The sequence below is a fragment of the Rhizobium sp. PEPV16 genome (assembly GCF_008919455.1).
Taxonomy (GTDB): Bacteria; Pseudomonadota; Alphaproteobacteria; order Rhizobiales; family Rhizobiaceae; genus Rhizobium; species Rhizobium leguminosarum_Q.
The window spans coordinates 1-13270 of the sequence record NZ_VSZV01000208.1; the positions used below are offsets into that span (position 1 = coordinate 1).

The window sequence follows — 13270 nt, forward strand, 5'->3', positions numbered from 1 at the left end:
CAGAAGATCGCGCCGGTTGAGAATGGCCGTTCGGTAGGCGCCGGCAGCCTGGATCCGGTCGCGCTCGAAGACGGTATTCTCTTCGCGCTCCCGAAGGAAGCCGCCGGCGATGCTGACGGCCTTCATGACCGTCATATCGGCCTCAAAAGCATAGCGCCCGGGGGTCTGCACGGTCCCGGTCACGAAGATCGGCGCATGCTGGGCAATTTCCACGGCGATGAACGGCTTTCCCGGCAATTCGGCCTTTTCGGAGAGCGCGGTGGCGATCGCATCGGAAACCTGCTCCGTCGTCTTGCCGATCGCCTGCACCTGGCCGGCGATCGGAATCGCCAGATTACCGGCATCGTCGACTGTATATGTTCCGCCGAGGGCCTCCCAGCTGGCATACCGGGAATCCGACGATCGCCATTCGACGACACGCAGTCTCACCTGATCTTCCGGCACGAGGGTATAGTTTTCCGCATGGGCGACGCTCCAGCCGGTCACGCCGGAAAATACCAGCAAGGCAAGGGCGACGGAGATGAGGCGACCGGGCAAGGATGTGCGCTGCATTGTCTGCTATCTCCGTTTCGTTGCGATCGACGGCGAAGGCATTTCGCGCGGCGCGGGATTGCCGAATTCCAGGATGCGGGACGGAGAGGCGCGGCCGACAAGAAGATCGGATAGCGCCAGCAAATTGCCGTTCAAGCGTCCCCATCGGTCGATCAGGCGGTCATTGAATAATAGACCCCGCGTATTCGCCAGGATGTTGCGGCCGATCTGTGCGACAGCACGGCCCTTCGACATCGTGCCCTTCCGGATCAGGTAGACAGGATTGGCAACCTGCGAATAGCCGAGTCTTTGGCCGGGCTGGCGCCCGGATCTGACGCCGAGATGCACGCCGCGAGCACCTTCGACACGCACAGACCTGCCGTAGCGGGCGATGGACCGGCTGAAGTCGACATCTTCGAGCCAGCCGTAGAGCGGTAGCTGTTCATCGAAGGCCAGCGCGTGCTGGAGAACGGGTGAAAGACGAACCGCCATGTTGCATCCGTAGGCGTTATAGACCTCCGTCACCTGCTCGGCCCCTTCACCGGCTGTTTCAAGAACCTGCAGGGCCTTTGACATGTTGAGGCCGCCATCGAGGATGCCGTCGGCCAGGACTTCGCCAGTGGCGATCGCCACGTCGGGGTTTGCTGCAAAGACCGACGCCATCCGCGACAGGAAGGTCGCGGCGGGAATGAAGTCGTCATCCAGGAAGATCAGAATATCCGTGTCGGCGGCGGCAGCCTGGATGATCCTGTTGCGTTGGGAGGTCAGGCCACGGCTGCCGACGATGACTTCCACATCGAGGCGGTTGGCGAGGCCGGCGGCGTCGTCGATCACGGGCACGCAGACGATCAGCCGCTCGGCCTGGTCCGGCAGGGCGGTGAGATAATCGACGGTCTCCTTGAGTATCGAGGGGCGGCCTGCCGAAGCAATCCCCACAGCCAGTCGCAATGGGCGGCGCGCGCGGCCCGCCATGGCTTTAGCGCCGCAAGGAACAGGCGCCGGTCCAATCGGGTTGTCCTGCCGGGTTGCTTCTGCCGAAGGTGAAGTCATGACTCTATTCTTTTCGGTGCATGGTTGATGATCGCGCCGAGGATCTCCGCGCCGACATTCCGCAGGGTCTCGATGACGTGCATGGTATCGTCGATCGAAGTGTGCCCGTGCGACGTGACCACGAGGACACCGTCCAACTCCGGCGCGATCGCATTGGCATCCGGCGAAGCAGAGAATGCGGAAATGTCGACGAATATGGCGTCGAACTCCTTCTTCAGTTCGGCGAAGCTCAACTGCGTGCGGCGGGAACTGAGGCGAATGGCCGGCGACACCGCTGCGACTTTGCCGAGGGGTAGGAATTTCAGCGTCGGGGTGAGGGGCAGTGCCGCCGTCCGGATCAGTTCGCCATTGTCGAGAACATCGACGAGGCCTGTTGAACTATGGGGCGCGATCGATTTGCTCAGCGATGATTTCTGTGCAGCCGCATCGATCAGCAGCGTCTGCGCTCCTGATATCGACGAGAGCACCGCAAGTTCGCATGCGATGGTCGATGCCCCGCTGCCGGGATTGACAGCGACGATTCCGATGACGACCCGGCGTTTGCGCCGAAGACCAACGACCGTCGCGCTCAGCTCCGCCATGCCTGGGATAACAGGATAGGCGGCTGCGGTGCTGCTGCCGGTACCGGCAGCGAGGAAACGCGCAGAGTGACCATTCCTGGTCCTCGATGTCGCCAGCAAAGTGACAAAGGGCAGCCCACCGGCATCCGCGATCTGATTGGGCCGGACGATCCGGCGATCGCCGGCGTGCCTTATCAGGGCGAGTGCGAAGCCGACGCCAAGACCAACCGCCGCCGCAAAGGCGATGATGAGCGTGCTGCGTGGTCTGGCTTTCGAAAGAGGCAGGGTGGCCCGAGAGACGATCGTGGCATCCGACACCGGGTAGGTGATGCGCTGCTTGGCTTCCGTCAGCTGGTTCAAGGTATTTTCATAAAGGGTGCGGCGGGCGTCAGTCGCGCTCTGCAGCTCCGCAAGCTTGAACTGATCGCGCGGATTGCTCGTGAAGCTGGCCAGGGCGCTGGCAGCTTCGGCCAGTCCGCGCTGCTGCTCGCTTACGAATCTGGTCAGCCATTCGCTGTATTGCCGGGACGCGTTGGCCTTCATCGCGATATTCTTCTGGATATACTGCCTGGCCAGCGTGTCGGCGATGTCGACGGCCTGCTGCGGGGTCGACGCCGCAGCCGATATCTCGATGATCGTCGAACTCCCAATCCGGCGTACTCCCATCATGTTCAGCAGCGTGGCGACCGCCCGGTCATGGATCCGCCCGTCCTCGATCTGCTGTTGCGGCTGTGTGTCACGCGGTCCTGGGCCTGCCGCTTCCTGCGATGCCGTATCCGGTTCGGAAGAAGCGCCCATCAACCAGTTCTTTGCCCTATCCTGCAGCGAAGGCGTCTGATCGACAAAGTCAGGATCGGCATCGAGACCAAGTGCCGTTACCGTTCCACCGACGACATCGCTGGATTTGGCGATCTCCAACTGTCCCTCGATGAACGCGTCTTCCGCGAAAGCCCTCTGTGCTTCGGAGCCGCTGACCTGGGGGACGATCACAAGTTGCGTGTTGGCAACGAACGTCGGTTTGGCGGTCAGCACGTAGCTCCCTGCCAATACGAGGAAAGCGAAAGTCGTAGCCGCAATCCACAGCCAGCGCATTCTGAGAAAGAAGAGCATATCCCGCAAGGTGAGCGGCGAATTCCCGCCAGTGGCTGCGGGAGGCAGAGATATCGGAGAAACACCGCTGAAGATCGTGCTTGAGGTCATGTCGTCCTAATCCAGAATGGCGAGCTCACGGAGTAACCAGGTAATGGCAGCTTGGAGGGACGGGGAAGTAGCGTGTCTTCCGATTCCAGGCATGATCGGCGGCTCTCCCCATGAATGCTCAATACGAGCCGCGCTGCGAAAACAGAGCGGGAATGGTCTTGGCAATGATGATGAAGTCCCGGCCGAGCGACCAGTTGCTGAGATAGTGAACGTCGAGGGAAACCCGGTACTCGTAACTGACATCATTGCGCCCGCTGGTCTGCCAGTGACCGGTCAGGCCCGGGCGGACGGCCATGTAGGCCCATATATGCTCGCCATAGCGCGGCAATTCCTCGGCCGTGATCGGCCGGGGGCCGACGAGGCTCATGTCGCCACGCACGATATTGATCAGTTGGGGAAGCTCGTCGATGCTCGACCGCCTGAGGATATCACCGACGGCCGTGATCCTCGGATCGTCCTTCAGCTTGCGTGTCTCTTCCCATTCGCTTCGCGCAGCCGGGTTGTTTTGCAGCAATTCGGCAAGCTGAGCACTCGCATTGGTCTTCATCGTGCGAAACTTCAAGCATCCGAACGGCGCTCCGCCGACGCCGATGCGCGTATGGGAATAAAAGACCGGGCCGCGGTCGCTCATCTTCACGATCATTGCGACGATCAACAGAAGCGGCGAAAGCAGGATCAGCGCCGTGACTGCGATCACAAGGTCTAGCGCGCGCTTCGACGATCTGCCTGCCGCACGAGGCCGGGACGAATGGAGATCGCCGTCTTTCGCGGACCGTCCGACACGCGACCAAGCCTCGAAACTATGTGCTTCCCATGTCATCGGTGGTCTCCAAAACATTCCGATTAAGAACCGTTCAAAGTTTGCTGCGCCGCACTCTGGTTGTCTGTTACCAAGGTCATAATCCTTAACAAATTCTTTATGCTACTAACAGGCAATCGAGAATTCGGATTACACCTTGATGGCCTTCTTTTCATTTAAAACGACAATCTAATCTAATTCGTGGTGATTATCCTCTGACGCTTATTTATCAGTTTTGATGTCATCACTTTGATTATTGCCGTTTTTTATTCAGTAAGCCATTTTAATAGGCAGTGATCTTCGATCGTGTGGCGGTTTTTTGGCTTCCTTGAGATTTTTGGTCCTTTTTACGGCGTATATTTTGTTTTGAAGTTAAATATATACTTTATCTTTACGTCATATCTCCGTGATGTTATTTGACTCTCATATTAAGACAATATAAATGATGCAGTGCAGCATTGCCTAGGTTATCGAGTGGAGTTATGCGCATGGATGGGGCGACACACGCATCAGATCGCAGGGCCGGCATCGGCGAGGCGGCGATATCGGCTAACGGCGGCATTCATCTGAACAGCCGCATCGTCATCGACGACGAATTCCTTTCCTGCCGGTCGAGCGTCCGGCGTTTCCGGCGCGGCGAGATCATCGCTGGGGCCGGCGTCCTCGTCGATACGTTCGCGCGCGTCCATTCGGGGGTGGTCAGCGCCAGCACGATGCTGCCCGACGGCCGGGAATTCATCGTCGAAATCATTCCGAAATCCGGCCTCATCGGCGAGCTCGAGGTTCTGCGCAGGCAGACATTGAGCCTCGAATACCGCGCCGGTTCCGCCTGCGAACTGCATTTCTTCGAAGGCCGGCTGTTGCGCGACATGTACGCCAGCGATCCCCGCTTTCGCGAAAAGGTCTTCTCCAGGGCGCTGGCGCGTATTTCAGAGCTCGAACTCCGGATCATTGCGAATGCGGCGTCGAGCCTGCAATCGAGGCTGGCCAGCACGCTGCTGCGGCTCTCCACTGTTTATGGAAAAGATGCGGCAAACAGCGGCGACGAACTGATCATCTCGCAAAATGATCTGGCCGCGACGCTGCCGGCGTCCCGCGAGAAGGTCAATCAATGCCTGCGGCGCCTGCGGGAAGGCAAGATTATCGACGGGGGCCAGGGCAAGATCCGCATCCTCAACCGCAAGGCGCTGGAGGCCTGTGCCAACGGCGCAGTTTCGGTGAAGTGATGCGCCCGTCGCTTCCCGAGGCCCTCCGATCCGCCGCAAACGTCGGCCGGTTTCCCGGCTCAGGCACGACAAAGATCGATCGCGTTGTCATCATCGACGACTATTCGGCGGCCAGAGGCGGTGCGACGGCGCTGGCGGTGTTGTCCGCCAAGCTTTTTCGGGGCCTCGACATCCCTGTGACTTATATTTGCGGAGATGACGCCGCCAATGCGGAGCTCGTCGCACTCGGGGTCTTAATGGTCGGGCTGAACAGCCGCGATCTGCTCAGCGCCGAGCGTGCGAAGGCTTTCGTGACCGGCATTCACAATGGCGCCGCCGTCCGCATGGTCGCGAACTGGATTGCCGCAAACGACACCGCCAACACCGTCTACCATGTGCATGGCTGGCACCAGATCCTGTCTCCGGCGATTTTCAGGGCATTGATGCCGGTCGCCAGACGATGTGTGGTGCACGCGCATGATTTCTTCACGGCCTGCCCCAACGGCGCTTTCTTCGACTATCAGGCTCAGGAAGTCTGCCTTCGACGCCCGCTCGGCGGAAGCTGCATTGCGACGGCCTGCGACAAGAGAAGTTATTCGCACAAATTGTGGCGGGTTGCCCGCGGCTCCAATATCCTCCGGCGGCTGAAGGATCAGGCCGATTTCGGCCGGATCATCCTGCTGCACGAGAAGATGGCAAGCTTCCTCGTCGGCGCCGGATATCGGCCCGAACGACTGACGACAATCCGCAATCCCGTCGCTCCGCTCTCCATCAAACGCATCGAGGCGGAGGCCAATGACGAGTTCGTCTTTATCGGGCGGCTCGATGAGGAGAAGGGCATAGAGGATGCCGTGGCCGCTACCCGCAAAGCGGGCGTCAGGCTCTGCGTGATCGGGGACGGGCCGCTGATGTCGATGGTTGCGGCTTCGGGAGATCACGTTAGGGCCGTTGGCTGGCAGTCGCATGCGGAGATCGGCCCGACCATCCGCAAGGCGCGTGCACTGTTGATGCCGTCTCGCTATCCCGAGCCATTCGGCCTCGTCGCTATCGAAGCGGCCAGGAGCGGTCTGCCGGTCATCATGTCGCGCAGCGCCTTTCTTGCCGAAGAAATGCAAAGAGCCGGCATGGCAATCGCCTGCGATACGGCTGACGAAAGCGCCTTTGCCGATACTTTGACGCGATTTAGCCAAATGCCGAGGCACGAGGTCCGCGCCATGAGCGAGCGGGCTTTCCTGAAGTCGCCGGATCTTGCGTCGACACACGAGGAATGGCGCGACGCGCTTCTTTCCGAATATCACAGCCTAATTTCGACGAATGCGGTTCCCCAGCTGACAGACGGTGTGGCGATACAAGGAGTACTGAGTTGACCCTTAAGGCAACAACCTCTCTTCCCGACGCGAGGGCATTTCTCGGCGATGCGCCTGTCATGGCGAAAAGACGTGTCACTGAGGCCGGAAGCGCGAGCGATACCAAGCAGCTTCGTGTCGCCATCGTGCATTATTGGCTCGTTTCGATGCGCGGCGGCGAGAAGGTCGTCGAAGAGCTGTGCCGCATGTTTCCGCAGGCCGACATCTTCACCCTCGTCTGCAACCGGGAGCGGATCAGCGATTTTCTGAAGACGCGGAACATCCGCACATCCTTCCTGCAGAAGATCCCCGGTGCAAAGCGGCATTATACCAAGATGTTGCCGCTGATGCCTTTCGCGCTCGAGCAGTTCGATCTGCAGGATTACGATCTCGTGCTGTCGAGCGAATCCGGACCCGCAAAGGGCATCATCACGCGTGCCGACGCCCTGCATGTCTGCTACTGCCATTCGCCGATGCGCTACATCTGGGATCAGTTCCATGTCTACCGCCATGGCCTGCCTTGGGTGGGTCGCGCAATGATGTCGATCACTGCACCCATGCTGCGCGCCTGGGACGTGACGACCTCCTCGCGGGTCGACGTGTTCGTTGCCAATTCCGATTATGTTGCAAGCCGCATCCGCCGCTTCTACGACCGGGAATCCATCGTCATCCATCCGCCGGTTGCGACCGACGATTTTGCGGTGGGGAAGGGGAAGGGCGAGTTCTATCTCTATGCGGGACAGCTGACCACCTACAAGCGGCCGGATATCGCCGTTCGCGCCTGCACCGAGGCCGGCCGGAAACTGGTCGTGATCGGCGAGGGTGAACAACTGGCCTATCTGAAGTCGATCGCCGGACCGACCGTCCAGTTCCTCGGCCATCAGCCCTTCAACGTTCTGCGCGACCACCTGTCGCGATGCCGTGCCCTCTTGTTTCCGGGCACGGAGGATTTCGGCATCCTGCCGGTGGAAGCCATGGCATCAGGGCGGCCGGTCCTGGCTTTCGACGCCGGCGGCGCCAGGGAAACCGTTTCCTCGCCGCAGGTCGGTTTTCGCTTCGCTGAGCAGACCACGGAAGCTTTGTTGGAAACGATGGCGGCGTTCGAAGAGGTGGAGGACGATATCGATCCGCATGCCATCCGCGCGCACTCGCTGAAATTCTCTTCCACCGTGTTTCGCGACCGTCTGTCCAGCCTGATCGAGCAGCAACTGACCAGCCATGGCGACCGATCCGCCGAGGTCCTCAGAAGACGGGCGGGCTGAGAGCAAGGAACTGCCTGTCTTGCCGCTGCGACCGAAACCGTCGACGAGGAATAGAAAATAGATCATGTCAAGCGTATCTCAGAGGACGGCGACGGCGAGTATCTGGACCATCAGCGGAAAGTTCCTGGCGCGACTGCTCGATTTCGTCAGCCTCCTGATCCTCGCAAGGCTTTTGAGCCCGGCGGATTTCGGCCTTGTCGCCATCGCGACCTCGGTTCTGATCATCGTCGAGACAATCCTGGACCTGCCGTTGACTCAGGCGCTGATGCGCCAGCCGTCGCCTTCGGACGATATGTTTGCTACCGCCCTTACTCTAAGCCTGCTTCGAGGCGTGGCCATCAGCATGCTGATGATGTTCATCTCCTGGCCGATGGCTCTGATTTATGACGATCCCCGGCTTTTCTCCCTTGTCGCCGTGCTCTCGATTGCGCCTGCCATGCGCAGCGTGATCAGCCCGCGCATGGTTCTGTTCATGCAGCGGTTCGATTTCAAACGTGAATTCGCACTCGATCTCATTACCAAGGGGTCGACACTGCTGTTTGGTGTCGGGGTGGCGGTCGCGACCGGCAGCTATTGGGGACTGGCGATCGGCGCGGTTGCAGGCCCGACCGCCGCGGCGATCACCTCCTATATCTTCGCGCCGATGCGACCGAGGTTCAGCCTTTCCGAGTGGAAGCACTTTCAGGACATGATCAGCTGGAACACCGTGTCGCAGGTGCTGAGTTCGATCAATTGGCAACTGGACCGGCTGCTTTTGCCGCGCTTTACGGGCTTGTCGACGTTCGGCGCCTTCAGCGTCGCCGACAATATCGCCGCTATTCCATACCAGACCTTCGTCGGGCCATTGTTGCGTCCGCTGATGGCGGCATTCTCGACCGTCGATGACCGTCGTAATCTGATCGCTGCCTATCTCAAGGCGACGAACGCGATCACCTTCGTGGCAGCGCCCATCCTCATCTCGCTCGCCTTGCTTGCCGAGCCGGCCGTGCGGATCATCGTCGGCGAGAAATGGGCATCGGCCGCGCCGATTCTGCAGTGGTTGTGCATCGGCAGTCTGCTCGGTCTTCCGACGAACATGATGCCGCCATTGGCTATGGTGCTCAACAAAACCCGTTATCTCGCTCTCCGGATGTTTGCCGAGTTCGCTGTCAGGGTTCCGGTCACCATCCTGGGCATTGTCTATTTTCAGGTGGCGGGAGCACTGGGCGCGCGGATCGTGGCGGTGCTTGTCGCCTATGCAGCATCGCTCGTCATCACGCGGCAGCTGATCGGCGCGACATTTGCCGCGCAGTTGAACGCTTTTTTACGGCCTCTGGTCGCGAGCGTGCCGATGATGGTTTTCCTGCTCTGGGCAGAGCCGATGCTTGTTGCCATGCCTGTCGGCTTTCACCTTATCGTCGGCCTGGCGCTTTGCGGCGGGGTGTCCGTGGCGATCTTCTGGATCTTCGCGCTGCTCGTGTGGCAGATCGCCGGGAAGCCCGACGGCATCGAGACCATCGTCGTCCACAGGCTCATGCCGCGACGAAACAGGGTTCTCACTTCATAATCGAGACAAGTGCAGTCCAACGATGTTTGGCGTTTTCGGAGGAACAGAATGCGTTACGGAATATCTTCTAAGGCTCTGGGTTTGCTTATCGTTCTTGGTCTTGGCGCGTTGCCCGGCCAACCCAGCGTGGCTCAGGAACCACTTAATATCGATGCGTACCAGCTGACGTTCGAAGAGAGTTTCGACAGTCTCGACGTCTCGGCCTGGGGAGAGAAAACCTCCCGCTGGATCGCCCATACACCCTGGAACGGCGATTTCGGTGACGCTCGCTTCACAGATCCGGCTCCCGGCTTTCCGTTTACCACCGATCAGGGAATTCTGAAGATCGAAGCGCGCAAGGAGGCCGATGGAACTTGGCGCTCGGGCCTGCTGTCGTCGGTGAACCCGAAAGGCGAAGGGTTCTCGCAGCAGTTCGGCTATTTCGAAGCAAGGATGAAACTGCCGCCTGGCAAGGGCGTTTGGCCCGCATTCTGGCTGATCGGGCTCGGCCGGTCGAAATACACCGCCGAGATCGACGTCCTGGAATATTACGGACGCGCGCCCTACGAATTCAGCATGGGCTTTCATATCTGGCGTCAGAGCCAGGGCGGCCAGAACAGCACCGGCGGCTATTGGCAAAAGGTCCAGGACGGAATTTTGAACAGCGACTATCACACCTACGGCGTCGATATCCAAGCCGACAAGACGAGCTTCTATTTCGACCGTAAGTTCATCTGGAGCTTCGACACGCCGAAGGAATTCCACATGCCGTTCTATCCGCTGGTGAACCTGGCGCTCGGCTCGGGTTGGCCGATCGATGAAACGCCGAATCCTTCCATTCTGCTCGTCGACTATATTCACGTCTACCAGCGCAAGCCTACTGACGCGGGGAATTGAACAGCCGACGGGGGTAGCCGTTCCGTCGCTAACGGCCGCAGCTGAGGCCGGTTTGCGGGTCGAAGAGATGCATTGCTTCCTCGTCGAAAAAGAGGGTGAGCTTTTCGTTGTTGCGGATCGGCGTGCGTGGCGGCAGGCAGGCCATCAGGCGCTGATTTCCGGCAAGGGCGGTGACGACGAGTTCCGGGCCAGTCAGCTCTGCGACCTCAAGGGTCACCTCGATCGGCGGGCTGGTGCCGTCCGTACGAAGCGCCTCGGGACGGATGCCGAGGATGAGGTCGCGACCATTGCCGGCCGTCTCGCGGAAGCGGGCGGGTAGGGGCAAGCTGGCATCGGAGCCTGAAAGCGCCAGGCGACCGTCTCGCGCCGTCACCTTCAGCAGGTTCATCGGCGGCGCGCCGACGAAGGTCGCGACATAGAGCGTTGCCGGATGGTTGTAGATCTCCTCCGGCGTGCCCAACTGCTCGATGCGACCGTCGCGCATGACGGCGATGCGGCTTGCAAGCGTCATAGCCTCGATCTGGTCATGGGTGACATAGACGACCGTGGTCTTCAGCATCTGATGCAGCCGCTTGATCTCGGTGCGCATCTCCATGCGCAGCTTGGCATCAAGGTTGGAGAGAGGCTCGTCGAAGAGGAAGACCTCCGGCTTGCGCACCAGCGCCCGGCCGATCGCGACGCGCTGGCGCTGGCCGCCGGAAAGCTGGCTCGGCTTGCGGTCGAGGAGGTTTTCGATCTGCAGAAGTTTGGCGGCATCGCGCACGGCCTTGTCGCGCTCGGGTGCTGCCACCTTGCGCATTTCCAGGCCGAAGCCGATGTTCCGGTGCACCGTCAGATTGGGATAGAGCGCATAGGATTGAAAGACCATGGCGATGTCGCGGTCTTTCGGATGCACGCCGAGCACCGAGCGGCCGCCGATCCTGACATCGCCGCTCGTTGCCTCGGCAAGGCCGGCGATGATGTTCAGCAGGGTGGATTTGCCGCAGCCGGAGGAGCCGAGCAGCACCAGGAATTCGCCGCTTTCCAATGAGATGTCGATGCCTTTCAGCGTCTCGATGTCGCCGTAGGCCTTGCGGATGTTCTGAATGTCGAGCGCGCTCATCGCAAGGGCTCCTGAAGAGATGTCGGGCCGCCATAGTTGCGGGGAAGAGTGGAGATGGCGCGCGAGGCAACCTCGGTTCCCGCCATCAGGCAGGAAACCAGCGGCTCACCGCTTGCGAGCGCGGCGAGAAAGGCGGCGTTGAAGACATCGCCGGCGCCGATCGTATCGACGACTTCGACAACGGGTGCTGCCACCGAAACCAGCAGGCCGTCAGGCCCGATCGCGATTGCGCCGTCCGGGCCGCGCTTGACGACGACGATCGCGCCCTCCGGCATATGCGACTGGATGCGACGGGCCGCCTCGATCGGATCGGCGATGCCGGCAAGTGTCGTCGATTCGACCTCGTTCAGCAGCGCGACACCGCTGCGGGAAAGCCAGGAGCGTGTCGCTGCGCAATTCTCGTCTGTCCAGCCGTCGAGTGGCCAGCCGGTATCGAGCGCAACGGTGATGCCATGGCTGTCGGCCCAATCGAAGAACTTGCCGTATTCTTCTGTCAGATCGTCGGTCAGGAACGAGCCGCAGAGAAGCGCGTAACCGCCCTGCAGTCTTGCGCCCTCGATGACGGCGAACACGTCGGCCAGGCTGAAACGCGGCAGGTGGCCCCTCGTCGTGAAGAAGGTGCGCTCGCCGTCCGGATGGGTGATGCCGACGGAGAGCGTCGTTTTCTCAGGACGTACCGGCCACTTGTCGGAACGGTGGCCGAAGGCTTCGCTCAGCCAGCGGCCGAACTGGTCACTACCGATATTGGCAGCGATCTCGAATTCGACGCCGAGCGCTTGCCAGGCGAGCGCGCTGTTGCCGGCGGCTCCGCCGACCCGCAACTCGTCATGGTCGACGATGATTTCCGTCCCGGCCTTCGGCCAGGGGGCGGCCGGTCCAAGAATCAGGTCGACATTGACGTTGCCGATGACTGCAAGCGGCCGCATTCATTCGCTCCGGGTGATCTTGGTGGATCGAACCGGCGTTCCCGCGTTCTCCACGCGGGCACCGGCAAAGGCGATCATCAGCCGCTGCGCGACCGGCAGCATGGCGAAGATCGCGGCAAGGCCCGCTGCCGGGACGAAGCGGATCGTCACCGCGCCGGCGACCGGCGCTTGCCCGGATGCGTCGAACAGGATGACCGGAGCGCCGGTCTCGACGGCGGACACCGCCATCGCCGTCACCAGGCCGGCCGTTTCGTCCATGCCGCGGAACAGCACGACGCCGATCTCCGGCCCCAGCATCTCCATCGGACCGTGGCGCAGCTGGCCGCCTTCGAGCGCGAAGCAGGGACGGCGCGACAGCTCGGTCAATCCGAGCGCGAGCGCCTCGGCGATGCCCTGCAGCCGGCGGCCCGACGTGACAATGGTCGCGACGTTTTCGAGCGCCGAGAGAGCGGCGGCGATGTCATGATCTTCCGGCGCCTTGAGGGCGGCAAGGGCTGTGTCAGGATCTTCGCCGAGGGCGGAAAGGATTGCCAGATGCAGGGCGAAGGTCACCGTCAGGCTGCGGGTCGCGGCGAAGGCTAGCTCGGTGCCGCCGCTGCCCACCAGCGACGGAGCGGTTTTAGCGAGGAAGGAATTGCCTTCGAGTGTCAGGCCGAAAGTCTCCTCCGTGCCGCCGGTCTCGTTGAACCAACGCACCACCTCGGCGCTTTCGCCGGATTGCGAGGTGACGAAAATCGTCCTGCCGGCTATCGGCAGCGGCTGGCCGAGCTGTTCGGACAGCGGCAGGGCGACGGCATCGATGCCGAGCGCCCGGTAGAGCGGCTCGACTGCGCGGTTGACGGCATGCGAGCCGCCCATGCCGACGAG

At 61.1% G+C, this 13270-nt stretch carries 12 protein-coding genes; 5 read left to right on the plus strand and 7 right to left on the minus strand.

Annotated features, from left to right (window positions below):
• The 4 genes from FY112_RS06125 to FY112_RS06140 form a co-directional block, all read right to left on the minus strand.
• Nucleotides 1–552: polysaccharide biosynthesis/export family protein (locus FY112_RS06125; RefSeq protein ID WP_181018165.1), on the minus strand; the 552-nt coding region annotated here is incomplete at its 3' end.
• Between the two features lie 6 nt (nucleotides 553–558).
• Nucleotides 559–1581, minus strand: coding sequence for a glycosyltransferase (locus tag FY112_RS06130; protein WP_181018166.1), 1023 nt, complete (start codon nucleotides 1579–1581; stop codon nucleotides 559–561).
• Nucleotides 1578–3341, minus strand: coding sequence for a tyrosine-protein kinase domain-containing protein (locus tag FY112_RS06135; protein ID WP_017961822.1), 1764 nt, complete (start codon nucleotides 3339–3341; stop codon nucleotides 1578–1580). Before FY112_RS06135 ends, FY112_RS06130 begins: the two co-directional genes overlap by 4 nt.
• Before the next feature lie 118 nt (nucleotides 3342–3459).
• Nucleotides 3460–4161: a sugar transferase gene (locus FY112_RS06140; RefSeq protein ID WP_017961821.1), complete on the minus strand. Its 702-nt coding sequence runs from the start codon at nucleotides 4159–4161 to the stop codon at nucleotides 3460–3462.
• 467 nt (nucleotides 4162–4628) lie between these two features.
• On the opposite strand from FY112_RS06140, the gene FY112_RS06145 reads away from it, so the two are divergent.
• The 5 genes from FY112_RS06145 to FY112_RS06165 all read left to right on the plus strand — a co-directional run bounded on the left by FY112_RS06145 (nucleotide 4629) and on the right by FY112_RS06165 (nucleotide 10375).
• Complete coding sequence (locus FY112_RS06145; protein ID WP_151517971.1) at nucleotides 4629–5366, plus strand: Crp/Fnr family transcriptional regulator; 738 nt, start codon at nucleotides 4629–4631, stop codon at nucleotides 5364–5366.
• A complete protein-coding gene (locus tag FY112_RS06150) occupies nucleotides 5363–6712 on the plus strand; it encodes a glycosyltransferase family 4 protein (RefSeq protein WP_017961819.1) in 1350 nt (449 codons plus the stop codon). The genes FY112_RS06145 and FY112_RS06150 overlap by 4 nt, the downstream gene beginning before the upstream one ends.
• On the plus strand, nucleotides 6709–7953 hold the full coding sequence (locus FY112_RS06155; RefSeq protein ID WP_151517972.1) for a glycosyltransferase family 4 protein: 1245 nt from the start codon (nucleotides 6709–6711) through the stop codon (nucleotides 7951–7953). The genes FY112_RS06150 and FY112_RS06155 overlap by 4 nt, the downstream gene beginning before the upstream one ends.
• 64 nt (nucleotides 7954–8017) lie before the next feature.
• Complete coding sequence (locus FY112_RS06160; RefSeq protein ID WP_017961817.1) at nucleotides 8018–9499, plus strand: lipopolysaccharide biosynthesis protein; 1482 nt, start codon at nucleotides 8018–8020, stop codon at nucleotides 9497–9499.
• 48 nt (nucleotides 9500–9547) lie between these two features.
• Nucleotides 9548–10375, plus strand: a complete 828-nt coding sequence (locus FY112_RS06165; RefSeq protein ID WP_151517973.1) for a glycoside hydrolase family 16 protein — start codon at nucleotides 9548–9550, stop codon at nucleotides 10373–10375.
• A 28-nt stretch (nucleotides 10376–10403) separates the two neighbouring features.
• On the opposite strand, the gene ugpC is transcribed toward FY112_RS06165, so the two are convergent.
• The 3 genes from ugpC to FY112_RS06180 form a co-directional block, all read right to left on the minus strand.
• A complete protein-coding gene (gene ugpC, locus FY112_RS06170) occupies nucleotides 10404–11477 on the minus strand; it encodes a sn-glycerol-3-phosphate ABC transporter ATP-binding protein UgpC (RefSeq protein WP_017961815.1) in 1074 nt (357 codons plus the stop codon).
• The gene (locus tag FY112_RS06175) at nucleotides 11474–12403 is read right to left on the minus strand and encodes a PfkB family carbohydrate kinase (protein WP_131622863.1); all 930 of its coding nucleotides are present in this window, start codon (nucleotides 12401–12403) and stop codon (nucleotides 11474–11476) included. Before FY112_RS06175 ends, ugpC begins: the two co-directional genes overlap by 4 nt.
• The coding region (locus FY112_RS06180; protein WP_151517974.1) for an SIS domain-containing protein at nucleotides 12404–13270 on the minus strand (867 nt) is incomplete at its 5' end.

Coding starts and splice junctions, on each gene's coding strand:
- FY112_RS06130 (WP_181018166.1), bottom strand. CDS start 1,581: ATGACTTCACCTTCGGCAGAAGCAACCCGGCAGGACAACCCGATTGGA.
- FY112_RS06135 (WP_017961822.1), bottom strand. CDS start 3,341: ATGACCTCAAGCACGATCTTCAGCGGTGTTTCTCCGATATCTCTGCCT.
- FY112_RS06140 (WP_017961821.1), bottom strand. CDS start 4,161: ATGACATGGGAAGCACATAGTTTCGAGGCTTGGTCGCGTGTCGGACGG.
- FY112_RS06145 (WP_151517971.1), top strand. CDS start 4,629: ATGGATGGGGCGACACACGCATCAGATCGCAGGGCCGGCATCGGCGAG.
- FY112_RS06160 (WP_017961817.1), top strand. CDS start 8,018: ATGTCAAGCGTATCTCAGAGGACGGCGACGGCGAGTATCTGGACCATC.
- FY112_RS06165 (WP_151517973.1), top strand. CDS start 9,548: ATGCGTTACGGAATATCTTCTAAGGCTCTGGGTTTGCTTATCGTTCTT.
- ugpC (WP_017961815.1), bottom strand. CDS start 11,477: ATGAGCGCGCTCGACATTCAGAACATCCGCAAGGCCTACGGCGACATC.
- FY112_RS06175 (WP_131622863.1), bottom strand. CDS start 12,403: ATGCGGCCGCTTGCAGTCATCGGCAACGTCAATGTCGACCTGATTCTT.